24 protein-coding genes are annotated in these 25,765 nt (G+C 57.7%); 12 read left to right on the top strand and 12 right to left on the bottom strand.

Annotated features, from left to right (window positions below; genetic code table 11):
* Positions 1-5: 5 nt before the first annotated feature.
* The gene (locus QQG91_RS15480) at positions 6-995 is read left to right on the top strand and encodes an aldose epimerase family protein (RefSeq protein WP_285772452.1); all 990 of its coding nucleotides are present in this window, start codon (positions 6-8) and stop codon (positions 993-995) included.
* Here the strand turns inward: QQG91_RS15480 and QQG91_RS15475 are convergent.
* Positions 992-1,375, bottom strand: coding sequence for a rhodanese-like domain-containing protein (locus tag QQG91_RS15475; protein WP_285772451.1), 384 nt, complete (start codon positions 1,373-1,375; stop codon positions 992-994). The genes QQG91_RS15480 and QQG91_RS15475 overlap by 4 nt on opposite strands.
* 116 nt (positions 1,376-1,491) lie before the next feature.
* On the opposite strand from QQG91_RS15475, the gene QQG91_RS15470 reads away from it, so the two are divergent.
* Positions 1,492-3,702 (top strand): methyl-accepting chemotaxis protein, encoded by a 2,211-nt coding sequence (locus QQG91_RS15470; protein WP_285772450.1) that lies wholly within the window; start codon positions 1,492-1,494, stop codon positions 3,700-3,702.
* Positions 3,703-3,840: 138 nt separating this feature from the next.
* Here QQG91_RS15470 and QQG91_RS15465 read toward each other — a convergent pair whose 3' ends face one another.
* The gene (locus tag QQG91_RS15465) at positions 3,841-4,743 is read right to left on the bottom strand and encodes a TolB family protein (protein ID WP_285772449.1); all 903 of its coding nucleotides are present in this window, start codon (positions 4,741-4,743) and stop codon (positions 3,841-3,843) included.
* Between the two features lie 141 nt (positions 4,744-4,884).
* Here QQG91_RS15465 and QQG91_RS15460 point away from each other — a divergent pair, with 141 nt between their 5' ends.
* Complete coding sequence (locus QQG91_RS15460) at positions 4,885-5,604, top strand: ThuA domain-containing protein (protein ID WP_285772448.1); 720 nt, start codon at positions 4,885-4,887, stop codon at positions 5,602-5,604.
* Positions 5,605-5,811: 207 nt separating this feature from the next.
* The gene (gene purU / locus QQG91_RS15455) at positions 5,812-6,696 is read left to right on the top strand and encodes a formyltetrahydrofolate deformylase (protein WP_285772447.1); all 885 of its coding nucleotides are present in this window, start codon (positions 5,812-5,814) and stop codon (positions 6,694-6,696) included.
* Positions 6,697-6,764: 68 nt separating this feature from the next.
* On the opposite strand, the gene QQG91_RS15450 is transcribed toward purU, so the two are convergent.
* Genes QQG91_RS15450 through kduI form a run of 3 tightly spaced genes read right to left on the bottom strand, consistent with a single transcriptional unit; the run spans position 6,765 to position 9,755 of the window.
* Positions 6,765-8,207, bottom strand: a complete 1,443-nt coding sequence (locus QQG91_RS15450) for a mannitol dehydrogenase family protein (RefSeq protein ID WP_285772446.1) — start codon at positions 8,205-8,207, stop codon at positions 6,765-6,767.
* Complete coding sequence (kduD, locus tag QQG91_RS15445; RefSeq protein WP_285772445.1) at positions 8,185-8,931, bottom strand: 2-dehydro-3-deoxy-D-gluconate 5-dehydrogenase KduD; 747 nt, start codon at positions 8,929-8,931, stop codon at positions 8,185-8,187. Before kduD ends, QQG91_RS15450 begins: the two co-directional genes overlap by 23 nt.
* Positions 8,928-9,755: a 5-dehydro-4-deoxy-D-glucuronate isomerase gene (gene kduI, locus QQG91_RS15440; RefSeq protein ID WP_285772444.1), complete on the bottom strand. Its 828-nt coding sequence runs from the start codon at positions 9,753-9,755 to the stop codon at positions 8,928-8,930. The genes kduD and kduI overlap by 4 nt, the downstream gene beginning before the upstream one ends.
* Before the next feature lie 149 nt (positions 9,756-9,904).
* Here kduI and QQG91_RS15435 point away from each other — a divergent pair, with 149 nt between their 5' ends.
* Together QQG91_RS15435 and QQG91_RS15430 are read left to right on the top strand one after the other, a co-directional pair.
* Positions 9,905-10,597 (top strand): GntR family transcriptional regulator, encoded by a 693-nt coding sequence (locus QQG91_RS15435; protein ID WP_285772443.1) that lies wholly within the window; start codon positions 9,905-9,907, stop codon positions 10,595-10,597.
* Entirely contained in the window at positions 10,594-11,481 is an 888-nt protein-coding gene (locus QQG91_RS15430; protein WP_285772442.1) for a sugar kinase, read from the top strand. Before QQG91_RS15435 ends, QQG91_RS15430 begins: the two co-directional genes overlap by 4 nt.
* Before the next feature lie 30 nt (positions 11,482-11,511).
* On the opposite strand, the gene QQG91_RS15425 is transcribed toward QQG91_RS15430, so the two are convergent.
* From QQG91_RS15425 to ltnD, 5 genes are all read right to left on the bottom strand, one after another.
* Positions 11,512-13,173, bottom strand: coding sequence for a U32 family peptidase (locus tag QQG91_RS15425; protein ID WP_285772441.1), 1,662 nt, complete (start codon positions 13,171-13,173; stop codon positions 11,512-11,514).
* Positions 13,174-13,258: 85 nt separating this feature from the next.
* A complete protein-coding gene (locus tag QQG91_RS15420; RefSeq protein WP_285772440.1) occupies positions 13,259-14,020 on the bottom strand; it encodes a hydroxypyruvate isomerase family protein in 762 nt (253 codons plus the stop codon).
* Complete coding sequence (otnC, locus tag QQG91_RS15415; protein ID WP_502881606.1) at positions 14,020-14,664, bottom strand: 3-oxo-tetronate 4-phosphate decarboxylase; 645 nt, start codon at positions 14,662-14,664, stop codon at positions 14,020-14,022. The genes QQG91_RS15420 and otnC overlap by 1 nt, the downstream gene beginning before the upstream one ends.
* Positions 14,664-15,935: a 3-oxo-tetronate kinase gene (gene otnK, locus QQG91_RS15410; protein ID WP_285772439.1), complete on the bottom strand. Its 1,272-nt coding sequence runs from the start codon at positions 15,933-15,935 to the stop codon at positions 14,664-14,666. Before otnK ends, otnC begins: the two co-directional genes overlap by 1 nt.
* Complete coding sequence (gene ltnD / locus QQG91_RS15405) at positions 15,935-16,867, bottom strand: L-threonate dehydrogenase (protein ID WP_285772564.1); 933 nt, start codon at positions 16,865-16,867, stop codon at positions 15,935-15,937. The genes otnK and ltnD overlap by 1 nt, the downstream gene beginning before the upstream one ends.
* 77 nt (positions 16,868-16,944) lie before the next feature.
* Here ltnD and QQG91_RS15400 point away from each other — a divergent pair, with 77 nt between their 5' ends.
* A complete protein-coding gene (locus QQG91_RS15400) occupies positions 16,945-17,946 on the top strand; it encodes a LacI family DNA-binding transcriptional regulator (protein ID WP_285772438.1) in 1,002 nt (333 codons plus the stop codon).
* Positions 17,947-17,978: 32 nt separating this feature from the next.
* On the opposite strand, the gene QQG91_RS15395 is transcribed toward QQG91_RS15400, so the two are convergent.
* Positions 17,979-19,196, bottom strand: a complete 1,218-nt coding sequence (locus tag QQG91_RS15395; protein ID WP_285772437.1) for an ROK family transcriptional regulator — start codon at positions 19,194-19,196, stop codon at positions 17,979-17,981.
* Positions 19,197-19,511: 315 nt separating this feature from the next.
* Between QQG91_RS15395 and QQG91_RS15390 the strand changes: the two genes are divergently transcribed.
* The 3 genes from QQG91_RS15390 (at position 19,512) to QQG91_RS15380 (ending at position 22,503) form a co-directional block, all read left to right on the top strand.
* Positions 19,512-20,531, top strand: coding sequence for a substrate-binding domain-containing protein (locus QQG91_RS15390; protein ID WP_285772436.1), 1,020 nt, complete (start codon positions 19,512-19,514; stop codon positions 20,529-20,531).
* A gap of 110 nt (positions 20,532-20,641) precedes the next feature.
* Positions 20,642-21,721: an ABC transporter permease gene (locus QQG91_RS15385; protein WP_285772435.1), complete on the top strand. Its 1,080-nt coding sequence runs from the start codon at positions 20,642-20,644 to the stop codon at positions 21,719-21,721.
* Complete coding sequence (locus QQG91_RS15380) at positions 21,718-22,503, top strand: ATP-binding cassette domain-containing protein (RefSeq protein ID WP_285772434.1); 786 nt, start codon at positions 21,718-21,720, stop codon at positions 22,501-22,503. Before QQG91_RS15385 ends, QQG91_RS15380 begins: the two co-directional genes overlap by 4 nt.
* Positions 22,504-22,567: 64 nt before the next feature.
* Here the strand turns inward: QQG91_RS15380 and QQG91_RS15375 are convergent, their stop codons facing one another.
* A complete protein-coding gene (locus QQG91_RS15375; protein WP_285772433.1) occupies positions 22,568-23,590 on the bottom strand; it encodes a LacI family DNA-binding transcriptional regulator in 1,023 nt (340 codons plus the stop codon).
* A 167-nt stretch (positions 23,591-23,757) separates the two neighbouring features.
* Here QQG91_RS15375 and QQG91_RS15370 point away from each other — a divergent pair, with 167 nt between their 5' ends.
* Positions 23,758-24,699: a dihydrodipicolinate synthase family protein gene (locus tag QQG91_RS15370; RefSeq protein ID WP_285772432.1), complete on the top strand. Its 942-nt coding sequence runs from the start codon at positions 23,758-23,760 to the stop codon at positions 24,697-24,699.
* Between the two features lie 63 nt (positions 24,700-24,762).
* Positions 24,763-25,764, top strand: coding sequence for a TAXI family TRAP transporter solute-binding subunit (locus QQG91_RS15365; protein ID WP_285772431.1), 1,002 nt, complete (start codon positions 24,763-24,765; stop codon positions 25,762-25,764).
* Position 25,765: the final 1 nt, after the last annotated feature.

Raw genomic sequence — 25,765 nt, 5'->3', positions numbered from 1 at the left:
TGAGCATGATTACGAATTTCGGCACAACGCCGTCGGGGGAGACGGTGCAGATGATTACGCTCGAGGGCGGCGATCTTCGGGCAGAGGTTGTGACTTATGGCGCTGCGCTACGGTCGCTTTATCTTGACGGGTTCGAGCCTTCGCTTGCTTTGGGTGCCGAGACGCTCGAGGATCTTATCGGACCACTGCGCTATTTCGGCTCGACCGTGGGCCGCGTGGCGAACCGTATCAAGAACGCCGAATACCATTTGGGTGGTCAGCGGTTCGAGCTTGAGAAGAACTTTGTCGGCAAGCACACGCTCCATGGGGGTGACTCTGGCGTCGGCGGTCAGGTTTGGTCGATTGCCGATATGGGGTCCGATTTTGTCACACTGTCGCTGTCCGAGGAGAGCGGGCACGGCGGGTTCGGCGGCGAAATCGCGATGCAGGTTACCTATCGGCTGAACGGGCGCGCGCTTGAGGTCGTCATGACCGCCACATCGGACAGTGAAACGCCCTGCAACCTTGCCCATCACAGCTATTTTAATCTTGATGGCGAAGGGAATGTCGACGGCCATCGGCTTCGGGTCGATGCCGAGACCTTTGTGCCGCTTGATGATGAGCTGATCCCCACGGGTGATCCCGTGAGCGTCGAGGGGACCAAGCTTGATTTTCGGGTTATGCGGCCACTTGGAGATGTGCATTACGACAATAATCTGTGCGTGTCCGCCGAGCGTGTTGCATTGCGCGAGGTGGCGCGGGTCGAAGGGGCGAAGTCGGGTATTTCACTGACGGTCGAGACGACCGAGGCCGGTCTCCAGATTTACAACGCGCTGCACCTCACCGAAGAAGGGACGCGAGGGCTTGGCGGGCGGATTTATCGGACCCATGCGGGGCTTGCTCTTGAAACGCAGGTCTGGCCCGATGCGATCAATCGAGAGGGGTATCCCGACTGTATCATCGGGCCGAACAAGCCTTATGAGAGCATCACGCGGTATGTTTTTGCGCGGGACTAGCCGCGTTCGGAGACAGGATAACCGTTTTTCTTCCAGTCGCTGAATCCGCCCCGCAGGCTTGCGCATTTGAGGCCCATTTGCTGGGCGACTTCGGTTGCGAGCAAGGACCGCCATCCCGAAGCACAGTAGAAGACAAAGGTTTTGTCCTCTGCGAAATAGGGCTTGTGATAGGGGCTTTCGGGGTCGATCCAGAATTCGAGCATACCGCGCGGAGCGTGGTGTGCCCCCGTTATGACCCCCTCGCGGTCGAGTTCGCGGGGGTCGCGGATGTCGACGAAGACGTAGGAGGGATCGTTCAGGAGCGCTGCGGCTTCGTCGCCGGTGAGCGAGGTAACGGCGGCATCCGCGCGCGCAAGCAAGTCTTTGTAACCCAGCGCCATTTCCAATTATCTCCTTTGATCACCACAATTCTTTCGCATTCCGCTAAAGTTATGAGTTTTTTGCCCGTTTGAGGCAACAAGACAAATCGACTTCGGCCGAACCGTGAAAGATTCAAATGTTTAAAAACCTGTCGCTCTTCTGGAAGATCCCGCTGGCCTACTTTGTGCTCACCGTTGCTTCTTCGGTGATACCGACGCCTTTTGCCATTTCGGTGATTACCGACACGATCAGAGATAGCGCTTATCGCCAGCTTGAAGCGCACCGCGATCAAAAGATCGAAGCGCTCCAGACTAAGGTCGAGTTGGTGTCCAACAGGATGATCCAACTTTCGAACGACTATTCGATGAGCACCGCGCTTCAGTCGCTCTCCTCGGGCCTTACGGTGGTGGCTCAAGAAGACCCGTGGGCCATCGAGTTTCTGCGCAGCGAACTGCAGGCAAACCGCATTCCGGACGCACGGCAATCCGGATTCAATCTCACTTCCTATCTCTACCAATATGACCGCTGGGCAAGCTGGGGCAAAGCACAGGCTGATTTCGTCGAGCTTGATGATTTGTATATTTTGAACCTCAAAGGGGATGTTGTGTTCACGGCGGGCGATCATGGCGAGCTTGGTCTTAATGTGACGGAAGGCGATCTTGCCGCAACGAGCCTTGGGCGTGTCGCTTTGGAGGCCATCGAGATCGCGCGCAACGGTGAGCTCGCGCGCGTTGTTTTCGCTGACTTCGAACCCTATGCTCTTCGTGGCAATGCATCATTAAGTTTCTTTGCCGCCCCCGTGTTTGACCAATATGGTGATCCGGTCGGGGTGTTTGTCGGCGCGTTGCCGCTTGCGTTTTTCGACCTGCTGAAAGGTGATCTGGGCTTTACGTTCGACACCCATGTTTCGCTTTTCGATAAGAACAAGGAAACCGTTGCCAGCTTTGTTCACCGCGTTGACGGCGCCGACCTCGCATCTGACCATCTTGATAGTCAGGAAATCATCTCGCGCATCAGCACCATGGGTCAATCGGGTGTGGAAACGGTCGAACTTTCTTCCGGAGAACGTGCGATGGTCGGCTACCGCACGTTCGATTTGCTTGGGGGCACCTACGGAATTGCCATCGAGGCCGATGAGGATCAGGTTCTTGCTCTACTCGGTGTGCTGTATCGGATCTTGGGCTTGGCAGGAATTCTTGCTTTCCTCACGACAGGCGCAGGTGCAATCCTCGTCGCGCGTTCGATCTCGCGGCCGTCGGCCAGGATGAGCCTGAGCTTGCAGGAGGTTATCCGTAATCGGGACATGTCGGCGCGGCTCGATGTTGAGAGTGAAGACGAGATCGGCCGATCCTCGCGTGCGATGAACGAAATCCTCGAGCTTGTGGACGGGACAATCGGTGAATTCCACGAACGCAGTGTGATGCTCGGTGGAGAGGCGGCGCGGTTGGAACAGGCGTCACATACGCTTGCGGCCAATGCCGAGAGCCAGTCGACGGCCATCGAGGAGCTTTCTACGACGATCGAACAAACCTCGCATCAGGTGCGGTCCAATGCCTTGGCCTCCAAAGCGGCGAACGATGTTGCCCAGAACACGACCGCGACGGTCAGCCGTGGCCGCGAGAAGCTCGACCAGATGGTCGAGGCGATCAAAGAGATCAACACCTCGTCCAGCGAGATTGCGAATATCATCAAGGTCATCGACGAAATCGCGTTCCAGACCAACTTGCTTGCGCTCAACGCTGCCGTCGAGGCTGCACGTGCGGGCCAGCATGGTCGCGGATTTGCGGTCGTGGCTGCCGAGGTGCGTAACCTTGCGGGTCGCTCGGCAAAGGCCGCGCGCGAAACCTCGGATCTTATCGACAAGTCCGCGCGCCGTGTGGATCTTGGGGTTGCTTTGACACAAGAAGCGTCGAAGTCCTTTGACCAGATCAACGATGACTTTGTCCGTATCGCGGAGCTTGTCGAGAATATCAGTGTCGCCTCGGAAGAGCAGGCGCGCGGTGTCGAGCTTGTCAACGACGCGATCAACGACTTGTCCAAGATCGCCCGCTCGACGAGCATCGAAGCCGACGGGATTGCGGAGACCGCCGAACAGCTGACGTCTGCGAGCCGTTATCTCAAGGAGCAGGTCGGCAAGTATCGCTCGTCCGCTATCAAAACCGAGCGGTCCGAAAACACTGTGGCCGAAACGGTGTCCAAGCCCGCATTGCGCAGCGCACCTTTGAAGCAAACGAGCTTTGAGCCGGCCTCTGTCGCGAATGATGCATCGCCCATCGTCAAGCCAAGGGCAGTGTCATCAAATTCTTCCTCGATCGATGAGGACGAGCGCGGTTACGGAACGTTCTAAGAAACAGGCCCAGCTGAAAAGCTGGGCCGAATACTCTTGACACATTTGGATACCAGACAGAGGAGAACTCCTCTTGTTTTCACCAATGAGGACCGCGCCGATTTGGTTCAAGCGGGGATTTTTCCCATCCAACCTCGCTCAAGAGAGCGGGAAGCGCATGTAAGCGATCTTGCGGCTATCGGGGCTCCATGAGGTGACGTTGATCGTCCCTTGTCCGCCATGGAACGCGTCGAGTGTCGTCCAAGGACCGCCGTTCGGGTCCATCAGGCGAAGTTCGACCTCTTTGTTCGGTGGATGACCCAGAGTTCCGCTCGGGTAGCTGATGTAAACCATATGTTTGCCATCGGGCGACAGATGCGGGAACCAGTTCACCCTTTCATCAAAAGTCAGTTGTTCAAGGCCCGTGCCGTCGCGGCGAATGCGGAAAATCTGCGCATGTCCAGCTTGGGTCGCTGCGGCTTCGGAATTGAAATAGATCCATTCGCCGTCTGGCGAATATTCGGGACCGTCCACGGGGCAGGTGCCATCGGTGAGATAGGTGCTTTCACCACCGTTTACGGAAATCGTCGCGATCCGCGTTACGACCCTTTCGCCTTCGCGGTGGAGCGCCACATAGGCCAGCTCTTGTCCATCGGGCGAAATGCCGTGCAGATAGTGGCGCTGATCGGTTTGATGGGTGATCCGCTCGGGCGTGCCGCCCCCAAGCGCGACGCGATAAAGATGCCCGTCGTTCGAAGAGACAAAGATATGCGTTCCGTTCGGATCAAGAACGTGATCGTTGTTCAGGTTTTCGATCGGAGCGGTGTTGATCCGTTCGGGGCCGATCGTGCCGTCCGTCGAAATGCGCCACAACCGCCCGTCACCGTTGATGATGAGCCACTTGCCGTCGAGCGTCCAGTTCGGGGCCTCGAAGAGCGCGTAGCTGTCATAGATGGCCTTGGCCGTCATAGGATCGGTGACATCCAGAACGACAAGTTCCGACCGCTGGCCATGCACAAGCCATTGGGTGTCCGATTTGGGACGCAGTGATTTTTCCGACATTTTGGTCTCCTCTTATCGAACGATACCGAGCGTTTTTCGAAAGCGGAAGCGGGTGGTAAAAATTTACGTGAATTTTCGTTGTATTCCCCGACTGTTGGGCCATTGTCCCCCGCAAAGGCTTTTCGTCGAGGAGGAGATGAGATGAAAAAAGCATTGATCACATGGGGTGGCTGGGAGGGTCACGAACCCGACAAGGTTGCGCGCCTTTTCGAGGGTGTTCTGAGCCGGAACGGCTATGAGGTCGAAGTTTATGACAGCCTTGATTGCTTCGACGACGCCGAAGCGTTGAAGTCGCTTGATCTGATCGTTCCCGTTTGGACGATGAGCAAGATCACCAAAGAGCAAGCGGTCAATGTGTCCGAGGCCGTGGCCCAAGGCACGGGGCTTGCCGGATGTCACGGCGGTATGTGCGACGCCTTTCGCGAACAGGTCGTCTGGCAGTTTATGACAGGGGCAAACTGGGTCGCGCATCCGGGTGGTGACGGGGTGAAATATTCGGTCAATATCGTCGACCACGACCATCCGACCACCAAGGGCATTGCCGATTTCGAGGTCGCGACCGAGCAGTATTACCTACATGTCGATCCGGCCAACCATGTGCTCGCAACGACCACGTTCCCGACGGTGCCTTGGTATCATTCGCCGAATGGGGAGGCAGTGATGCCTGTCGCATGGACCCGCAAATGGGGACGTGGGCGCGTTTATTACAATGCCCTCGGGCACAAGGAAAACGTGATCAGCTCGGGCCCCGCACTTGAAATGCTCACGCGCGGCTTGCTTTGGGCAGGCGAAGGCTATGCGCTTCGCGAACAATCGGGAATCGATCTTGCCGCACTTCGGACCGCGGGGTCCCATTTTTAGGAATAGGGGCCCAAGAGGAAAGTTCTGTTCCGTGCGGAAACAAAGCGTTCCTCTTGGAAATTCGTATTTCCGATAGAGAACGCGTCGATGGCGATTTCGTCCTATTTAGGGGCGAAAACGCTCGAATGGCCGGTGCCTTGGTCGGTATAGGCTTTGATCAACGGGCCGCTTCGATTTGGAGCGGTCCATCTGGTTAAAGGACTTCAGATGACCCAGTTCGCACTTACCGTTACCTGCAAATCGACACGCGGCATTGTGGCCGCTATCGCCAATTTCTTGGCCGATCACGGGTGCAACATCACTGATGCGTCGCAGTATGACGATGCGCTGACGGGCAAATTCTTTATGCGTGTTTCGTTTCGTGCGGAAACGGGTGAAACGCTCGATGCGCTTAATGCCAAGTTCGCGGACACCGCTGCCAAATTCGATATGGACGCGGCTTTTCACGACGAAAACGAGCGTCTCAAGGTTGTTATCATGGTGTCGCGCTTCGGGCATTGTCTCAACGATCTTCTGTATCGTTGGCGCATCGGTGCGCTTCCCATCGATATCGTTGCCGTCATTTCAAACCACCTCGACTATCAAAAGGTTGTTGTGAACCATGACATTCCGTTCCACCACATCCGCGTGACGAAAGAGAACAAGCCCGATGCCGAAGCCCGCATCATGGCGGTGGTCGAGGACACCAATGCAGATCTGATCGTGCTTGCGCGCTATATGCAGATCCTTTCGGATGAAATGTGCAAGAAGATGTCTGGCCGTATCATCAACATCCACCACTCGTTCCTGCCGTCGTTCAAGGGTGCGAACCCCTATAAGCAGGCCTATGAGCGCGGGGTCAAACTCATCGGGGCGACGTCGCACTATGTGACTGCCGACCTCGACGAGGGTCCGATCATCGAGCAGGACATCATCCGCGTCACCCACGCTCAGAGTGCAGACGATTATGTGTCGCTCGGGCGTGACGTGGAAAGCCAAGTGCTTGCGCGTGCCATCCACGCACATATCCACCGCCGCGTGTTCCTCAATGGCGAAAAGACGGTGGTCTTCCCTGCTTCTCCGGGATCCTACGCTTCCGAGCGTATGGGCTAATTCGGCTTCCTCCCTTCCCCCGTGTGCCGAAAAGACCCCGCCTTCTTCATTGCGAAGGCGGGGTTTCTTTATGCGATGAAGCGCTTGACCATTTCCTTTGCGCCATGGTCCACAAGGCCTTGATAGGCGGTGATCAGAGCGGCTTTGAAATCCGCGTCGTTCGCCAGCGTTTCGTCAAAGACCTTGCGTATGGCGAGGAGCGCTTCGACCTTGGCCTGAGTGGTCGCAGCGCCATCAGCGGCCGCGCGCAGGTCGGCGGCGAGCGGGTCCTTGACCTCGATCGGAGCGCCGTTTTCATCGATCCCGCCGACATACCGCATCCATCCCGCAACGGCGAGGATCAGACCGGGTGTGTTGCGCCCCGCCACGCGTGCGTCAAGGATCGTGCCGAGGATACGCTGGGGGAGTTTTTGTGAGCCATCCATCGCGATCTGCCATGTGCGGTGACGGATGGAGGGGTTGCGATAGCGTTCCAGCAAAGCCTCTGCATAGGCGGGAAGGTCCTCTCCCTCGGGTGGATCGAGGGTTGGGATGATCTCGGCCTGCCAGAGGATTTGGCAGAGTTTGGCATAATTCGGGTCTGAAACCGTTTCCGCTATTGTCTCGTATCCGCCGAGATAGCCGAGATAGGCGAGGGTCGAGTGGGTGCCGTTGAGACAGCGCAGCTTCATGTGTTCATGCGCTTCGACCGAAGTGACCATTTGGGCGCCGACTTTGTCCCATGACGGGCGACCGTTTGGAAAATTGTCTTCGATCACCCATTGGCGAAAGGGTTCATGCTGGACGCAAGCGGGATCGAAATAGCCTTTGGTCTTTTGCAGAGCCTCAACATCCGCAGGGGTGGTCGCGGGCGTGATGCGATCCACCATGGTCGAGGGAAAGGCGACCTCTGTTTCGATCCAAGCGGCAAGCGCAGGGTCTTTGGCGGTTGCGAATTCAAGAACGAGTTTGCGCAACAAGTGGCCATTCGACGGCAGGTTATCGCAGGTCATCACAGTAAAAGGGGCTGTCCCGCTTTGACGCCGTTTCGAAAGCGCGGCAACGATGAAGCCGACCGCGGATTTGGGAAGATCGCTTGTCAGATCATGCGCGATATCAGGATGGGAAAGGTTGAGCCGTCCCGTTGCGGGTTCGTGGCAATAGCCTTTTTCTGTTACGGTCAGCGATACGATCCGTGTCGTTTGCGCTGCCATGATTTCCACCACTGCAGCGGGGTCTTCTGGGGCGACGAGAACCTTTGCGAGCGAAGGGATGACTCGATAGTCCGCGCCGTTCGGCCCAAGGGTCACAGAGGTATAAAGGTTGTCTTGGGGGGCGAGTTGATCGCGTGCCGTGGGGCTTTGGAGGCTGACCGCTACGATGCCCCAATCGCCCCCGTCGCGCTCGATCGCATCGGCGGTATAGACGGCATTGAACGCGCGGAAAAAGGCACCTGGCCCAAGATGGACAATACCGGGTTTCGGAGCCGCGTCGGCGCGGGCAAGACGTTCAGCGGGCAAGCCAGCCTCCATCGACGTTGAGCACTGCGCCTGTGATATAGGCCGCGGCGGGGGTGCAGAGAAAGGCAACGGCTCCTGCGATGTCCGAGGGTTCGCCCCAACGACCCGCAGGGATGCGGCCAAGGATTTCGGCGGCGCGTTTCGGGTCCTCGCGGAGTGCCGTTGTATTGTTGGTGGCGATGTATCCCGGCGCAACGGCGTTAACGGTGATCCCCTTTGCGGCCCATTCGTTGGCAAGGGCTTTGGTGAGTCCCGCAATGCCGTGCTTCGACGCGGTATAGGCGGGCACACGGATGCCGCCCTGAAACGACAGAAGGGATGCGATGTTGACGATGCGGCCGCCGTGACCACGAACGATGGCGGCGCGGGCAAAGGCTTGGGACAAGAGAAAGGCCGCTTTGAGGTTGGTGTCTACGACGTCGTCCCAATCGCTTTCGCTGTAATCTATGGCATCGGCGCGGCGGATGATGCCTGCGTTGTTCACAAGTATATCGAGTTGACCCGCATCGCAGAGGTGCTCTGCCGCGTGTTTGGGGTCACTGAGATCGAGTGTGAAAGCTTCTGCAGAACCGCCTGCTCCTGTGATCATCGCGATGGTTTCTTCGCAGGACGACCGTCCCGCTGCAATCACATGTGCGCCGCGTTCCGCAAGCCCGAGTGCCACCGCTTGGCCGATCCCTGTGTTCGCGCCCGTGACAAGGGCGCGTTGTCCGTCGATGCGGAATGGGTCGTTCATCGCAGATCCCCCATCGCGATCATGTCCATATCGGTAAAGTCGACGTTGTCGCCTGCCATGGCCCAGCAGAAAGTGTAGGACCCTGTTCCGACCCCCGAGTGGATCGACCAAGGCGGAGAAATGATGGCTTCCTCGTTTGCGATGACCATGTGGCGGGTTTCTTGCGGCTCGCCCATAAAGTGGAACACGCGTTGGTCAAGGGAAAGATCGAAATAGAGATAGGCCTCCATCCGGCGATCGTGGGTATGGGCGGGCATGGTGTTCCAGACCGAGCCTTCGGCAAACTGGGTATAGCCCATGACGAGCTGACAGGTCTGGATAACTTCGGGGTGGAGGACCTGAATGATGACGCGTTCGTTTGCGGTTTCCTTGCTGCCCAGTTCCACGCGGCGTGCTTCAGAGACCGTAACGAGGCGAGTGGGGTAGGAGTGATGCGCAGGGGCGCTCAGCACGTAATACCGCCCCTTGCCGCCGAAAGTGATCGGGCCGGAGCCGCGCCCGACGTAGAGCACGTCGCCATGCGCGATTGAATAGGAGGTCCCGCCGACGTCGATCGTGCCTCGTTCGCCGATGTTGAGAATGCCCATTTCGCGGCGTTCAAGGATCGTCTTGGTCCCTGTTTCGGGCACATGGTCGAGGACGAGTGCGCCGCCGTTCGGCACAACGGACCCGAGGATCAAACGGTCATAATGGCTATAGACGAGATTGATCTCGCCTTCCTTGAAAAGACCGCCGACATGGAAGTGGTTGCGCAGTCCTTCTGTGTCGAGGGCCTTGGCCGTTGCGGGATCGATTGCGTAGCGGGTTTGGGTCTTGAGCGTCATATGTCCTCGCAGAAGGTCTTGCACGGTGCCTTGCCCGTTTCGGGCGGGCTGTTCACCTCTATCTAATATGTTAGTCTGGAAGTTGCGTCAAAAGCAAAATCCAATTACACTTTACGCAGAGGATGAATTGCACGTAAGACAAGGGCACAATGAACGACCAGCTCAGATCACTCATTCCCGCGCCCGTCATGTCGACAACCGATCAGGTTTTCGACGCCATGTATCGTGCCATCATCAAGCTTGATCTGCCTCCCGGGACCAAAGTGTCCGAGGCCGATATTTCCAAACAGCTCGGTGTTTCGCGACAGCCCGTGCGGGACGCGTTTTTCCGTTTGTCGGAAAAAGGGTTCTTGTTGATCCGCCCGCAGCGGGCGACCCTGATCACCAAGATTTCCGAAAAGGGCGTGCGGGACGCGCATTTCGTCCGTGAAGCTCTCGAGGCCGCTTGCGTGATCGAAGCGACCAAGCGTGCGACCTCGGCCGATCTTACCGAGTTGGAGCAGCTTATCGAAGATCAGCAACGCGCGGTCGATACTCGGGATCGCGAGAAATTCCACGATCTGGACGAGACCTTTCACAAGACGATTTGCGAAATTGCGGGACACGGGCATGTGTGGACCCTTATTCGCGAGAAAAAGGCCCAGATGGACCGTGTGCGGTTCTTGACCCTGTCGTCGGACAGCCAGCTTGCCAAAGACGAACATGTCCGGCTTTTTGATGCGATCAGGTCGCGGGATACCGAGCTTGCCGAAAAGATGCTGCGTAGCCACGTCAGCCGCATTCTGACAGTCCTTCCGCGTATCCGTGTCGAACACGCTCAGTATTTCGAGGATCTCGAATGACCCAAAGGTTTCTGGCGATCGGTGAATGCATGCTCGAGCTTTCACCTGCCGGAGAGGGGCTTTTGGCAACGGGGTTCGCGGGGGATACGTTCAATACCGCGTGGTATCTTCGCAAACTTGCGCCCGAGGCCGTAGAGGTCGCCTATTTCTCGGCAATCGGCGATGACGCGCCTTCGCGAGAGATGGCGGGCTTCATGCGCCAGAGCGGCATTACGCCCGAGTTGATCGAGCGTAAGGGTGGGCATATCGGACTCTATATGATTTCGCTCAAGAACGGGGAGCGGAGCTTTTCCTATTGGCGCGATACCTCTGCCGCGAAAACGCTTGCGGACGATCTTGTGACTTTGCCCGTTTCGCGCGGTGATACGCTCTATTTTTCGGGGATCACGCTTGCGATCCTTGCACCTGCGGCTCGCACAAGGCTGCTTGGGGTGATTTCGGAGGCGAGAAGCCAAGGCGTGCGCGTGGTGCTCGATACCAATCTACGGCCACGGCTTTGGGCGTCCCATGATGCGATGCGCGCTGGCACGATGGAGGGGGCAGGTGTTGCTGATATCGTTCTTCCCTCGTTCGAGGATGAAGCGGAAATTTTCGGGGATGCGGACAAAGCGGCCACTGCGGCACGCTATCACGAGGCGGGCTGCGCGACGGTGATCGTCAAAGACGGTCCTGCATCTGTTCTTGTGTCGGCGCCCGAAGGACAGACCGAAATTCAGCCGCAGACCGTTGCGGATGTGGTGGATACGACTGCGGCAGGCGACAGTTTCAATGCGGGATTTCTGGCTGCGCTCTATGAGGGTCACTCATTGGAAGCGGCGGTCAAGGCGGGGTGCAACGTGTCGGCCAAGGTGATCGGCAAGCGCGGCGCATTGGTTGCGCTCTAGGGTTCGTCACTTGCCGATGCCTGTTTCGATTTAGGCGCTTTTCTCTCGCATATCGCGGTCAAGCATCTGAATTTCGCCTGATTTCCGCGCCTTGAGCAGCTCTCGTGCCTTGGCGTACTCGGGATCGTTCCAGAACATCAGACAGCCGTTACAGCCGCGTCCGCAGCACCCCTCGACGCCCTTGCGCGATGTGCGGGCGCGCTTTTCCATGTTCTCGGTGCCGATGGCGTCCTGAAGCTTGGCGACCTGCTTTTTATAGATGCCTTCGCGGTTGGGGGCGCCAAGTTCGATTTGCTGTGCGGTTTTGTCGAGCTTGATGCGCCGCCATTCGTCCTCGGCCAGCATCGATTCCTTGCGCACGATGGTAAAGGGCGGGAAGCGGTCTTTGACCGACTGGGGATCTTCGCGATCAAAAGCGGAATAGGGGATGAAGACTTTGTCGTTTCTGCTTCCGACAACGTAATCGACGGGCTCGTCGGTTTTTCCGTCCAGTGCAAAGTCATAGAGGCGAAGAAGCACGGGTTCGGCGGTCGGATCGGGCGGAAGGAATTCCATCACGTCGCCCGCGTCGATGCGGTTCTTGACGCTCAGGATAAGACCGTCTTGCCGCGTCTCGGTAATCATGCCCGCATATTCCCAAGGCGCCATAGCCTTTGTGTGATCGTAGTTATGGGCATAGTTCTGGAGCCGCCCTTCGTGGAAGGCGATCGTAAAGCCGCGGTTGGTCGAGCCTTCGAGTTCGGCCATGAAAGGCTCTGGTTTCCAGTTCTCGGGATCGGCGTAATAGGCGTCGATGGCACGGCGATAGGCGCGGGCCACGGTGGCGACATAATAGGGGCTTTTGTTGCGCCCTTCGACTTTGAGGCTGTCGACACCGATGCGAAGAAGATCGTCGAGCTTGGGCATCAGGCACATATCCTTGGAGTTCAGGATATAGGAGCCGCGCCAATCCTCTTCGATGGGCATGAATTCCCCCGGACGGCCACCTTCTTCGAGGACAAACTCGAAGAGTTCGAGGTTCTCTTCGGTCAGGGGCAGCTCTTTGATCGTGCCGTCCTTTAGCTTCATGTGGACCTTGTAGTGCCAGCGGCAAGAGTTGGCACAGTTGCCTTGGTTCGCGCCGCGCTCTGCCATGAAGTTCGACAGGAGGCAGCGCCCCGAATAGGTCATACACATCGCGCCGTGGACAAAGCTTTCGATCCGGATGTCGGGGCATTTTTCCTTGATTTCGGCGGTTTCGGCAAAGGTGACCTCGCGGGCGAGAACGACCAGATCTGCGCCCATGTCTTTCCAGTAGTCCACGGTCAACCACGAGCACACGTTCGCTTGGGTCGAGACATGGAGCTTGAGATCGGGTGCGTGTTTGCGGACGAAATTGAAGACGCCCGGATCGGCGATGATCACACCGTCGGGGCCGATGTCCTTGATCGTTTCGACAAAGGCAGGAAGCTTTTCGATGTCCTTGTTGTGGGTAAAGAGATTGAGGGTCAGATAAATGCGCACGCCGCGCGCGTGGGCGAATTCGACGCCTTCCTTGATCTCTTCGAGCGAGAATTTGGATTTGGTGCGCAGCGACATGTCGGGCGTGCCGAGATAAACCGCATCAGCCCCGTAGAGCACCGCAACTTTCAAGCGCTCAAGCGAGCCTGCGGGCATGAGGAGTTCGGAGCGGTGTGTTGCGGCGATGGTCATGGCGGCACCCGTTGGTTCGATCGAATTACGTGCTGCTCCCTAACGGATCAGCACGATTGGAACCAGCAATAGATTGCCGCAGGGCCTAGCGCAGGGTCTCGAGCCAGCCGAGTGTCGCGTCGGTGTCGCCCATCGGTTTGTATTCAGCACCAAGCGGCGTTTGCCAGCCGAGTTCACCGATCCGCTTGAAGATATGGGCGTAGTTGACTTCACCATGATCAGGCGCGCCGCGATCGGGAACAGAAGCGAACTGGATATGCCCGATATGGGGGAGGAGGTCCGCGAGTTTGTGGCTTAGGTCGCCTTCCATGAGTTGCACATGGTAGCAGTCGAACATGAGCTTGAGGTTGGGTGCGCCAATCTCTTCAATGATTGCGAGCGCCTGACCCGTGGTCGAGAGGAAATAACCCGGCGCGTCGTATTTGTTCAGCGGCTCGATCAGGATCGTGATCCCGAGCGGGGCGGCTTCGCTCGACGCATAGCGGAGGTTTTCGACATAGGTTCTGCGCGCCGCGTCACCCTTCGCAAAGCCCGCCATGATGTGCACGTTGGGGGTTCCCAGATGGTTTGCATAGGCAAGAGCTTCGTCGATGGCGGCACGCGCTTCCTCCTCGCGGCCGACGAGCGCGGTCAGGCCGTTTTCGCCTCCCACTACATTGCCGCGCCGCCCGTTAAGGCCAAGCATTCTCAGCCCCGTTTCATTGAGCGCGGCAAGGACTTCCTCGGCAGGCGTATCATAAGGCCAGTGGCACTCAACCGCGTCAAAGCCTGCAGCTTTTGCCGCCCGAATGGCGTCAGGCAAGGGGCGGTCGGTCCAGAGAAAGCCGAGATTTGCGGAAAATTGCATCAGTCCCACTCCACATTGAATTTGGTCACGACGGTTTGCACCTGTTCGGGGCTGAGCATTCTGGCGTCATATCCGCGCATCAAGATGGCGAGCCGTGCGGTATCCTCGAGCTCTTCAATCGCGTTGCAGGCGGTCTCGATGTCTTTGCCCGCGACAACGGGGCCATGGTTGGCCAGCATCACGGCAGATCGTTTGCCCGCCAGTCCACGCACGGCTTCACCCATTGCAGGATCGCCGGGCATGAAGAAGGGAAGGAGCTTTACCTTGCCGAGCTTCATGATCGAATAGGGGGTGAGAGGCGGCAGGAAATTATCTTCGTCCACGCCGGGCATCATCGACCATGCCACCGAATGGCAGGAATGGAGATGCACGACCGCGCCCGCAGTTGAACGCGTTTCATAGAATGCCGAGTGGAGCGGCATTTCCTTGGTCGGGGAATCGCCGCCGACCAACACGCCTTTGGCGTCGAAACGCGACAGGCGCGCGGGATCAAGTCGACCGAAAGAAGTGCCCGTCGGAGAGACCAACAGGCCGCCGTCTTCGGTGCGGGCCGAAATGTTTCCCGTAGACCCGCCCGTCAAGCCACGGTCAAACATCGACTTGGCGAGGAGGCATATTTCTTCGCGCAGTTTGGACTCTGACATCAGTGGACCTCTAGCTTGGTGAATGCATCGGAAAAGAATGTCTCGGTCCCGAAGTTGCCGGATTTGAGCGTGAGGGCAATCTCGGTTCCGTTCGAGCGGCAGAAACACCACGGCACGCCAGGTGCGATTTCAGGGCCGATCTCCAGTCGGGAGACCCCGAGCGCTTGGGTCACGGCGCCCGATGTTTCGCCGCCTGCGACGACGATCTGGCGCGCACCTTGGTCTCGGGCCTGGCTGGCACAATCGGCCAGCGCGGTCTCGACGATCGCACCTGCCTTTGCCACACCAAGCCGCTCTTGGGCCGCTCGCACGCTTTCGGGGGCTGCGGTGGCATAGACAAGCGGAGCCTTGGTCAGATCCTGCTCTGAGAGCCAGTCCAGCGCGGCTTTTGACCCGTTTTCGGCAAGTTCCAGAGGATCGAGCCGGAATGCGGGGCGACCTTGGGCGATGTAATGGGCCACTTGCGCATTGGTCATCGCCGAGCAGCTTCCCGAGAGGATAACGCGGGTTCGCTCTAATGTCGGGATGGACGCGCGCGGCGCATCGGCGGAGAGGGTTCCGTCCGCGATATAGAGTGCGGGGAGGGGCATCGCGATGGCAGAGCCGCCCGTCATCAGCTTGAGGTCGCGGCAAGCTTCGGCGATGAGGGCCAAATCCTGGTCCGCAACCGCATCGGCGACCACATGGGCGATACCTTCGCTCCGCAGCGATGCGAGCGCCTGTTTGATCTCTGAAGGTCCTTTGGCGACGGTCAGGCGGTCGATGAGACCGACTTTGCCCGTGACTTGAGGCGCCAGAAGTCGCATGAGATTGCTGTCCCGCATCGGGGTCAGCGGGTGATCTTTCATCGGGCTTTCGGCAAGCGGCAACCGTCCGACAAAAAGGTTCCCCATGAAAATGGAACGGCCGTTCTCGGGGAAAGCGGGGCAATAGATGGTTTGATCCGCGCCGAGGCTTGCCATCAAGGTTTCCGCGACCGTGCCGATATTACCCTCGGAGGTCGAGTCAAAGGTCGAGCAGTATTTCCAGAAGAAGCGCTCTGCCCCCGCCTGCTTTAGCCAGTCGAGCGCTTTGAGGGCTTGGGCATTCGCCTCGGAGACGGGTTCGGTGCGGATCTTGAGCGCGATGACTTCAAAAGGTGCGGTGTCGGTCGGCGCTTCGGTTGGCACTCCAATCCTGAGCGAGACCTTGACCCCACTGCGTGCCAACAACCCCGCAAGGTCGGTCGCGCCGGTAAAATCATCAGCGATACAGCCTAGGACGGTCGTCATTATTTGTCCTTTTCAGGCAGGGTTAGACCCGCATTGCGCGCATAGACTTTGGTCACTGCGGCGTCATCCTCGAGGCCGAGCCCCATGCCTGCGGCGGCAAGATATTGTTGCATCGCGGCTGCCGTGATCGGGGCGCTGAATTTGGCGTCCTTGGCGATGTCGAGCACGATCCCAAGGTCTTTGGGCCAGATGTTCACAGTGCTACGGGGGGTATAATCGCCATCGACGATATGGGGCGCGCGGTTCTCGAGCATCCAGCTCGTGCCTGCGCTTTGGGAAATGACTTCGAGAAAGGTTTCGGGGCTGATGCCTTGGGTCATGCCGAAGGTCAGCGCTTCGGCCATCGAAACGATATGGACACCCGCGAGAAGCTGGTTCGTGGCTTTCATAGCCGAACCCGGTCCTGCGCTTTCGCCAAGGTCGAAGATTTTGGCCGAAATGGCGTCGAGGACGGGCGCTGCTTTGGCAAATGCCTCTTTCGAGCCAGAGGCCATGATGGTGAGATCGCCCGAAGCCGCTTTGAGCGAGCCACCCGAAATCGGCGCGTCGAGATAGTGCACGCCGAAAGCGGCGCATCTGCGTTCCATGTCGCGGGCAAAATCGGGGGAAACTGTTGCGCTCGAGATCACGACGGCCCCCTTGGCCATCCGCGATACAATTCCGTCATCGCCAAAGAGGACCGCTTCGGTTTGAGCGGCGTTCAGAACCACAATCAGGGCGGCGTCGATTGCCTGAATGGCATCGGAGAGCGGCGCGCCGGCCCCGCCCAAGGCTTTGAACCGCGCTTCGGCGTCCTTGTTCACGTCATAGCCGAATGTTTCAAGGCCCGCTCCGAGGCAGCAATTGGCCATGCCAAAGCCCATCGAGCCTAGACCTATCACCGCCACTTTTGTTTTCTGAGACATTCTGGACACTCTTTGATGTTGCTTGATCGCGTTACCGTATACTGGTATCGGTAACGGTATCGATACCAGTCGTCAATGTCATTTCCACTCGGGGTAAGTCGGTCTTGCAAATCAAACATCGGATCACTTTGGCGGATGTTGCCGCTGTCGCAGGTGTGAGCAAGATGACTGCGTCGCGTGCGCTCCGCGGGGCGCCTGATGTGTCGCGCGAAAATATCGACAAGGTCGAAAGAGCGGCGCGGGAAACGGGATACGTCGGCAATCCCTTGGCCACCGCCTTTTCGAACAGCAAATCGAACCTGATCGGCGTTGTGGTTCCGAGCCTGAATAATATCGTCTTTGCCGAGGTCATGTCGGGGATCGCACAGGGGATCGAGGGAAGTGGTCTCAAGCCGATGTTCGGTGTGACGGACTATGACCCCGCCAAAGAGTTCGAGCTTATCAAGAGCCTTTTGTCGTGGAACCCCGCAGGGCTTATCGTGACGGGGCTTGATCAATCCGACAAGACGCGGGAACTATTGGCCGCTTCCGCTGTTCCCGTGGTCCAGATCATGGATACGGATGGGGACGCGTTGGGTGCCGCAATCGGGTTTTCACATTTCGAAGCGGGCCGCGAGATGGCACAGGCTTTGATTGCCCAAGGTCGACGCCGTTTCGGCTATGTCGGTTGCGGTCTGGCGCATGATCTTCGTGCAGGTCGCCGTTTGGAGGGGTTCAAAGCGGCTCTCGAGGCGGCGGGCCTTGCGCTTGTCGCGATGCGGCATGATCCCGAACATTCAAGCACCGAAGCGGGGCGACGGCTTACCGCCGAGATTTTGCAGGCGCATCCCGATCTCGACTGTGTTTATTATTCCAATGATGATGTGGCTTTGGGAGGTGTGTTTTCCTGTCTTGCCCAAGGCATCGCGGTGGGTGACGCGCTTATCCTTGCGGGTTTCAACGGGCTTGAAATGACCCGCACCCTTCCGGTGCGGATTGCGACGACCATTACGCCAAGACGACAGATCGGTTTTGCGGCGGGCCGTTATCTTGTGGAGGCCAAGCAAGGTGCGCTTATGCGCCCGAGCCATAAGACCGTGCTCCCGACGGTTCTATCGTTGCCGTAATGCTCTTTCCAGATCGGCCATAACCGCGCCTTCTAGACAGAAGCCAATCGGCCATTCGTATTGATCAGATATTGCGCAAAGATCGGGGCTGAGGCCGCGCCAAGGGCGCGGGCATTGCGCCCCACGAGGCCTTCTTCGATGCGCGGAACGACAAGGCCGCGCGTATCGAGGTTAGCGATCAACGCGCGCACACGTTCGACAAGTCGCTTGCGAACGGCTTCGGGAAAGGCGCCGTCGATGAGAACCGCTTGGAAGTCGATGACCGAACAGGCCGTCATTGCAGCCCTTGCAAGGTGCTCGGCCGCCTGTTCGATCCAGAGATCGACGTGGGTTTCGAATTCGCTCCAATCATGTGGGGGTTCCCACATGCGGGTCGCATCCAGCCCGCTCTCGGCCAATCGGCTTTCCAAAAGATAGAGCGATGCCGCGTCGATCAATTGCTCTGCGCCCGATTGGTTGTCGATCGAGGGTAGGGACCCGAAAGCCCCTGCGTTACCGTGAAAACCCTCGAAAATCGAATGGTTGAGCACCACGCCGCCGCCGACAAAGGCGCCGATGAAGAAATACGCGAAATCACGAAATTCCCGCCCACGCCCCGAGGTGTTCTCGGCCCGACAGGCGGCAGTTGCATCGTTTTCGATATAGACGGGAAGCCCCGTCGCGCGGGAAATTGTTCCTTCGAAATCGAATGCGCGCCAGGCCTCCATATCCGCCATCGGCGCGCCGATGGTTTCGTGCCAATTCCAGATTTCGAACGGCTTCGCCACTCCGATGCCCGCAATCCGTTTAAAGCTGCCCGCGGGAAGTAAGTGTGCGCAACGTTCGATCCCCTCATTGACGAAGGCCAGAAGCGGGTCGGGTTTTGGAAAGCGATAGGTGACTGTGTGATGGAGACGGGTCTCACCCACAAGGTCGATCAAAACGAGGTCGGCAGAACGGCGTCCGATTTTCAAACCGATGGAAAAGGCGCCCGAAGGGTCGAGCATCATCGGGACGGACGGTTTACCGACGCGACCGCGCTGGGGCGTGCCCCGTTTGATCAGGCCCTCGGTCTCAAGATCTCGAAGGATGACCGACACGGTTTGCGATGAAAGACCAATGAGGCGAGCGATTTCCACCCCAGGTTTCGGGCCGAACCGTTGAATCAGCGAAAGGACAAGGCGCTCGTTATGATCGCGCAAGCCAGACTGGTTCGATCCGCGGAAGACCGCGGAGTCGGTGACTTTTGTTTCTGGATTCGCTTCGAGCATCGCTTAACTTAACCTGCTGTCTTGAAATGATTTTTCCGCAGTTCTCTGTCGCTGTTTCTGCGCTGATCTACCGGTTTCGTTGTCCTCTGAAAGCCAGGATTTGATTTGTTTTGTTTGGAATGGTCAGTGTTTTCATTCCTCACATCGCGCAACACTGGAGCGTAGAAGAGGGTTCCGTCAATAAATAAATCAATCTTACTTATTTATTGACGGAACGTTCCGAATCGCGTTTGATCTGGTCATTCCCGCTTCGAATCGGTGCGGGACCTGCGCAGCCAAGAGGGTGGCTGTGCTTAATGTTCTTGGGAGGAACACATGAAAAAACTACTCGCTGGGTCCGCTCTGGCTCTGATCGCTTTTGCCGGTGCTGCTGCTGCAGAAAGCCATTCGGCAGGTTCGCTTTGCCTCATCACCAAAAACAACACCAACCCGTTCTTCGTCAAAATGCGCGAAGGCGCTGAAGCACGTGCGAACGAGCTTGGCATGGAACTCAAGGCGTTTGCCGGTGTGACCGATGGCGACGCTGCACCCCAGATCACCGCAATCGAGAACTGTGTTGCCGCTGGTGCCAAGGGTATCCTGATCACCGCCTCGAACGACTCGGTGACCCCGGCTCTGATCGATGCACGCAATGCAGGCGTTCTTGTTATTGCACTCGATACGCCGCTTGCTGATCCTGAAGCTCAGGACATGACCTTTGCGACCGACAACTTCGAAGCAGGTCTTCTGATCGGTAAGTGGGCTGCTGCTACCCTTGGTGACGAAGCTGCGAACGCCAAGATCGCAATGCTCGACATCAACAAGGACAACATCTCGGTCGACGTTGCTCGCGACACCGGCTTCCTTGTCGGCTTCGGTATCGAAGTTCCGGATCTCTCGGTTATGGGTTCCGAAACCGATCCGCGCGTGATCGGTCACGAAACCTCGAACGCTTCTGTTGAAGGCGGCGTCACCGCGATGGAAAACCTCCTCGCAAAAGACCCTGACATCAACGTTGTATACACCATCAACGAGCCCGCCGCCGAAGGCGCGTATCAAGCGCTCCAGAACGCTGGCAAGACCGAAGGCGTTCTTATCGTCTCCGTCGATGGCGGCTGCCCTGGCGTTGAAAACGTCAAAGCAGGCGTGATCGGTGCGACGTCGCAGCAGTATCCGCTCCTGATGGCATCCAAAGGCGTTGAAGCCGTTGCTGCCTACATCAAGGACGGCTCCAAGCCCTCGGCTTCCGAAGGTCTGACGTTCTTCAACACCGGTGTGAACCTTGTCACCGATGCTCCTGTTGACGGCGTAGAGTCGATCGACAGCGCAAAAGGCCTCGAGCTCTGCTGGGGCTAAGACCTCGCTCATAGCTTGAACTTCGGCAAGGGGTGGCTTTGTGCTGCCCCTTGTCCATAAAGGGTCCACCTCAGGCGACCTTTGCAAAACTTCCGAGGGAACAGGACATCATGAGTGATCAGTCGACACCCAAAAAACCAATCAATGAATTTGAAGCCGGATTGGAAAAAGCGGATAAAGCCGTAGCCGCATTTGCCCAAGACGACCGTTCGTTTACACATGTGCTTCGCAAATTTCTTCGCAACTATCCGACATCCATTCCTGCGTTGGTGTTGTTGCTCAGCGTTTTGTTCTTTGGAGCGATCGCAACCAATTTCATGACTCCCGGAACGCTTTCGCTCGTTCTCAAACAGGTGACTGTGACAGGGATCGTCGCGGTTGCGCAGACGCTGATCATCTTGACGGCGGGGATCGACCTTTCGGTCGGTGCAATCCTTGTGCTGTCGTCGATCATCATGGGTAAACTGGCCGTCGGTGTCGGCCTCCCGCCCTTTATGGCGGTGTCCATCGGCCTCTTCTTCGGCGGTTTGATGGGGTGGTTCAACGGTATACTCGTTACCTATGTCAAGCTGCCGCCTTTCATTGTGACGCTCGGAACCTTGTCGATCTTTACCGCGCTCAAGCTGTGGTATTCCGCGTCCCAGTCGATCCGTGGGTCCGATATCCGCGAAGTAGCTCCGTCGATCCTCTGGTTCGGAAACTCGATCCGTTTCGGCGGCTTCCAGATCACCTATGGTGTTGTGGCTCTTTTGCTTCTGGCGCTTCTGGTCTGGTATATCCTGAACCATACCGCTTGGGGCCGCCATGTGCATGCGATCGGCGATGACCCTGATGCTGCGATGCTGTCTGGTATCCGCATCAACCGCACCCTTATTCAAGTCTATGCCTTTGCCGGTGTGATCTGCGCCTTCGGCGGCTGGGTTGCCGCGGGACGTGTCGGTTCGATCTCTCCTATCGGGTTTGACGACGTCAACCTTCAGTCCATCACCGCCGTTGTGATCGGCGGCACCTCTCTCTTCGGTGGTCGCGGGTCGGTCGTGGGTTCGGTTCTGGGCGCCATCATCGTTGGGGTGTTCACCACCGGCCTCAGCCTCGCAGGTGTGGACGATTACTGGCAACAATTTGCGGCAGGGTGCCTTGTTGTGACCGCTGTTGCTCTTGACCAATGGCTGCGGAGGGCCACGAAATGACCAAAGTTCAACCCGTTCTTTCCGCTCGTGGCTTGATGAAGCGCTATGGTCAGGTCGTTGCGATGAATGGCGCAGACTTCGACCTTTATCCAGGTGAGATCACTGCCGTTATCGGTGATAACGGTGCAGGCAAATCGACCCTGATCAAAGCACTCTCGGGTGCTGTGGTGCCGGATCACGGCGAGATTTACCTTGAAGGTAAAAAGGTCGATTTCCGCCGCCCCCAAGAAGCCCGCAATGCAGGCATCGAGACGGTTTACCAGAACCTTGCGCTCTCGCCTGCGCTCTCGATTGCCGAAAATATGTTTCTGGGTCGCGAGTGGCGCAAGCCGGGGATCGCGGGAACGCTGTTCCGCAAGATGGACCACAAACGGATGCAGGACTTCGCCCGGGAAAAGCTCTCCGAGCTTGGGCTCATGACGATCCAGAACATCAATCAGGCGGTCGAAACCCTCTCGGGTGGTCAGCGTCAGGGTGTGGCTGTTGCGCGTGCTGCGGCCTTTGGGTCCAAGGTGATCATCCTTGACGAGCCGACAGCCGCTTTGGGTGTCAAGGAAAGCCGCCGTGTGTTGGAGTTGATCCTTGATGTTCGTTCGCGCGGTATTCCGATCATCCTGATCAGTCACAACATGCCGCATGTCTTTGAAGTGGCTGACCGTATCCACGTGCACCGCCTCGGTTCGCGTCTGTGCGAGATCAGTCCGAAGAACCACACGATGTCGGATGCCGTGGCCTATATGACGGGCGCGGCGGTTCCAGAGGACACACTCGAGTCTGCGTAAATAAAGAAAGGACCGACGCAAAACGTCGGTCCTTTTTTCAAGAGTTCGATGACAGTCGCAAAGATTAGTTTAACGGGCTTGTCGATTTTCTCGGGATCAGGCTCGGCGTGATTTTCCGCACGCCGCGCTCTGACGAGTCGTCGAAGAGGAGCGCCAATGCGACCTCTGCAACACGATCAAAGGGCACGCGCACAGTTGTCAGTGGCACGGGCAAACGGCTCACGATCGGAATGTCATTATAGCCGACAAGTGAAATATCGTTGGGCACGGACAGTCCTGCGCGCGCAATTGCGGACATGCTGCCTATGGCCGTGTTGTCATTGATCGCAAAGATTGCAGTCGGCGGCTTTGCCAAGGACAAAAGCGTATTGGCTGCGGTTTCACCCGATTCAATGCTGAAGGTCGACGGCACGATCAGTTCGGGAGCAGGTGCGATCTCGGCTTCACTGAGCGCGAGATGATAGCCCGCGAGGCGGCCGCGCGAGCTTGTCGCATAATCTGGTCCGGCGATGATACCGATCCTGCGGTGGCCGAGATCGATCAGGTGGCGCGTGGCCAGATAACCGCCAAGCTGATCGTCGCCGACAGAGGCCGCACTCTCTCCGTTATGGCGAAGCGCATACACGAAGGGGACCCCGCGTGCGCGCAATTCTTCGCCGAAGTTGTCACCTTCGCGTGCGGTCGTCAGGATCAGGCCGTCCACGCCGCGTCTGATCAAGGCTTCTGCGGCTTTGCGGCTTGCTTCGGGATTGTCGTCTGTGGTGGCGACGATTGCAAAGCGTCCTTGTTGGGCGGCAGCTGCACTCACTGCTTCGTAGAACATGGCCATGACTGTATCGGTCAGGCGGGGCACAATCACGCCGATGGTTCCCGTCGATCCACGGCGTAGGTTCGCTGCGGAGAGATCACGCACATATCCAAGCCTAAGAGCGACCTGTCTTACGTGACGCGCTTTGGGTGAGTCGGAGTTCGGCAACCGCTCGTCCAGCATTCTTGAAACCGTAGACTTAGAGACGCCAGCTTCTCGTGCGACATCGTGCAAAGTCACGCGAGACTTTGATTTCATTGTATTTTCGTCGCTATCCATGGCCCCTCCCGCGATGCATCTCGCGTTATTGTTTTATTATTACACTTGACAGCGGTCGCTGGCAATGCACTTTTGGGAACGTTCCCGCAATCGTTCCCAAATCTTTGTAACGGGGTCGTGCGGAGGATCGAAGATATGAACAAAACGCATTTGGAGGAGTCCCCGACATGCAACCTATGGACCTGCGCGGCCTGAACCCGGCACCCGTTACCGCCTTTAACCGCGATGGATCGCTCGATATCGAAGCCAATGTGCGCATTGCGAAATGGCTCGCCAGCTTTGAAGAAGTGAAATCTCTGGTTATTCTCGGTCATGCCGGCGAAGGCACATTTCTCACCACTGACGAGCGTCTCGAGCTGATCCGCGCTTACAAAGATGCTGTGGATATTCCCATCATTGCAGGGATCACGGGCGAGGGCACGAAAGTCGCCGCGGAGGAAGCAAAGCGCTCTTATGATGCGGGTGCGACGGGCGCCCTTGTTTATCCGAACCATGGCTGGCTGCGTTTCGGCTTCCAGAAGGGCGCGCCGCAGGATCGTTACAAGGCGATCTACGAAGAGGGCGGCCTTCAGACCATTCTGTTCCAATATCCCGATGCCACCAAGGCGTCGTATGATCTCGACACCCAGCTTGAAATTGCCGCCCAGCCCGGCTGCGTCGCCACCAAGAACGGTGTGCGCAACATGAAGCGCTGGTATGTCGAAATCCCCGAGTTGAAGAAAGCGCAACCTGACCTTCAGGTGCTGTCGTGCCATGACGAATGGCTTCTTTCGACGATGTTCGATGTGGACGGTCTCTTGGTCGGTTACGGCAATATCGCGCCCGAACTCCTTATCCAGTTGATCGCAGCAGGCAAGGCTCAGGATTATCCGGCTGCGCGCGCCATTTTCGAACAGCTTCTGCCGGTGACCCGCGCTGTGTATCACCGTGGTTCGCATATGGAGGGCACCGTCGCTCTCAAGATCGGTCTGCGGTATCGCGGGCTTCTTGATCACGCGACCATTCGTGAGCCGCTCAAGGATTTGGGAGAAGCTGCAGAGCGCGAAATCGAGGCAGCCTTTGACGCAGCAGGGATCGGCCGCGTCGATCTTGCTGTCGCCGCCGAATAAAAAACCAAAATCATTTGCCTCCGCCCGTTGGGCGGGGGCAGATTGAAACATAGGGAGGAAAACATGCTTAATTTGAATTTGAACGGACTGCGTCTGTCGGCAATCGCGACGATTGCTGGCGCTTTTTGTGCAACCGCTGCGACGGCTCAGGATGTTCGGATCGGTGCGATGAGGGAGGGGTCGTCATGGTATGTCTTTGCCGCGACGCTCGAACAGATCATCGAGCCGATCCTTGGCGACAACTCGGTCGAAGTGATCGCGCGTGGTGGCGGTGTCGCCAACCCGATGGTCGTGCAAGGCGGCAAGGCTGAAATCGCACTTTCGAACGTGGCCTCTGCAGTCTGGGCTGTGAACGGGGATGACGTTTATGAGGGGATGAGCGCCCCTGATATTCGCGCGCTCGTCGGCGGTTTGAACAATGTTTACGTCGGTGTGATGGCGACCAAGAGCTTTGTCGACGAGATGGGAACGAACGATCTGGGCGAAATCCTCGCTTCGGGTAAGCCCGTCAATGTGCTCATGAAACCGGTCGGGTCCTCTGCAGTGCCAGTTGCCGAGATGATCTTTGAAGGGCTCGGCTCTTCTATGGATCAAATCAAGGCAAACGGGGGCGACATCATTCAGGTCGATACGGGCCAGATCGCTGACCAGATGCGCAACGGAAACGCCGATATCTATATCGATACGATGATCAAAGGGCATCCGACGATCACCGAAGTGGCGCTCACCACCGATGTTGTTTTCCTCGATATCCCAGAAAAGGCGATGTCCCTTCTCGAAGAAAACGGCCTTACCCCCGGAAGCTATGGTCCCGAGTGGTATAAAGGTCAGACAGCTGCAACAACGGGCGCCAACCTTGGAACGGTGCTGATTGCAAACGCGTCGCTTGATGAAGAGACGGCGTATCAGATCACCAAGTCGATCATCGAGAATGCAGAGGCGCTCAAGTCTTCGCATGGTGCATGGTCGCAGTTTGATCCGACCACCGCGATGCTTCCCGAGAACGTCGGGATCGAATTGCATCCTGGTGCCGTTCGTTATTACCGCGAAGCCGGTCTGATGTGAT

Origin of the sequence: Marivivens sp. LCG002 (genome assembly GCF_030264275.1) — a bacterium.
Taxonomy (GTDB): domain Bacteria; phylum Pseudomonadota; class Alphaproteobacteria; order Rhodobacterales; family Rhodobacteraceae; genus Marivivens.
The sequence above is the reverse complement of the archived record's forward strand: the minus strand, read 5'-3'. Positions and strand labels throughout refer to the sequence as shown.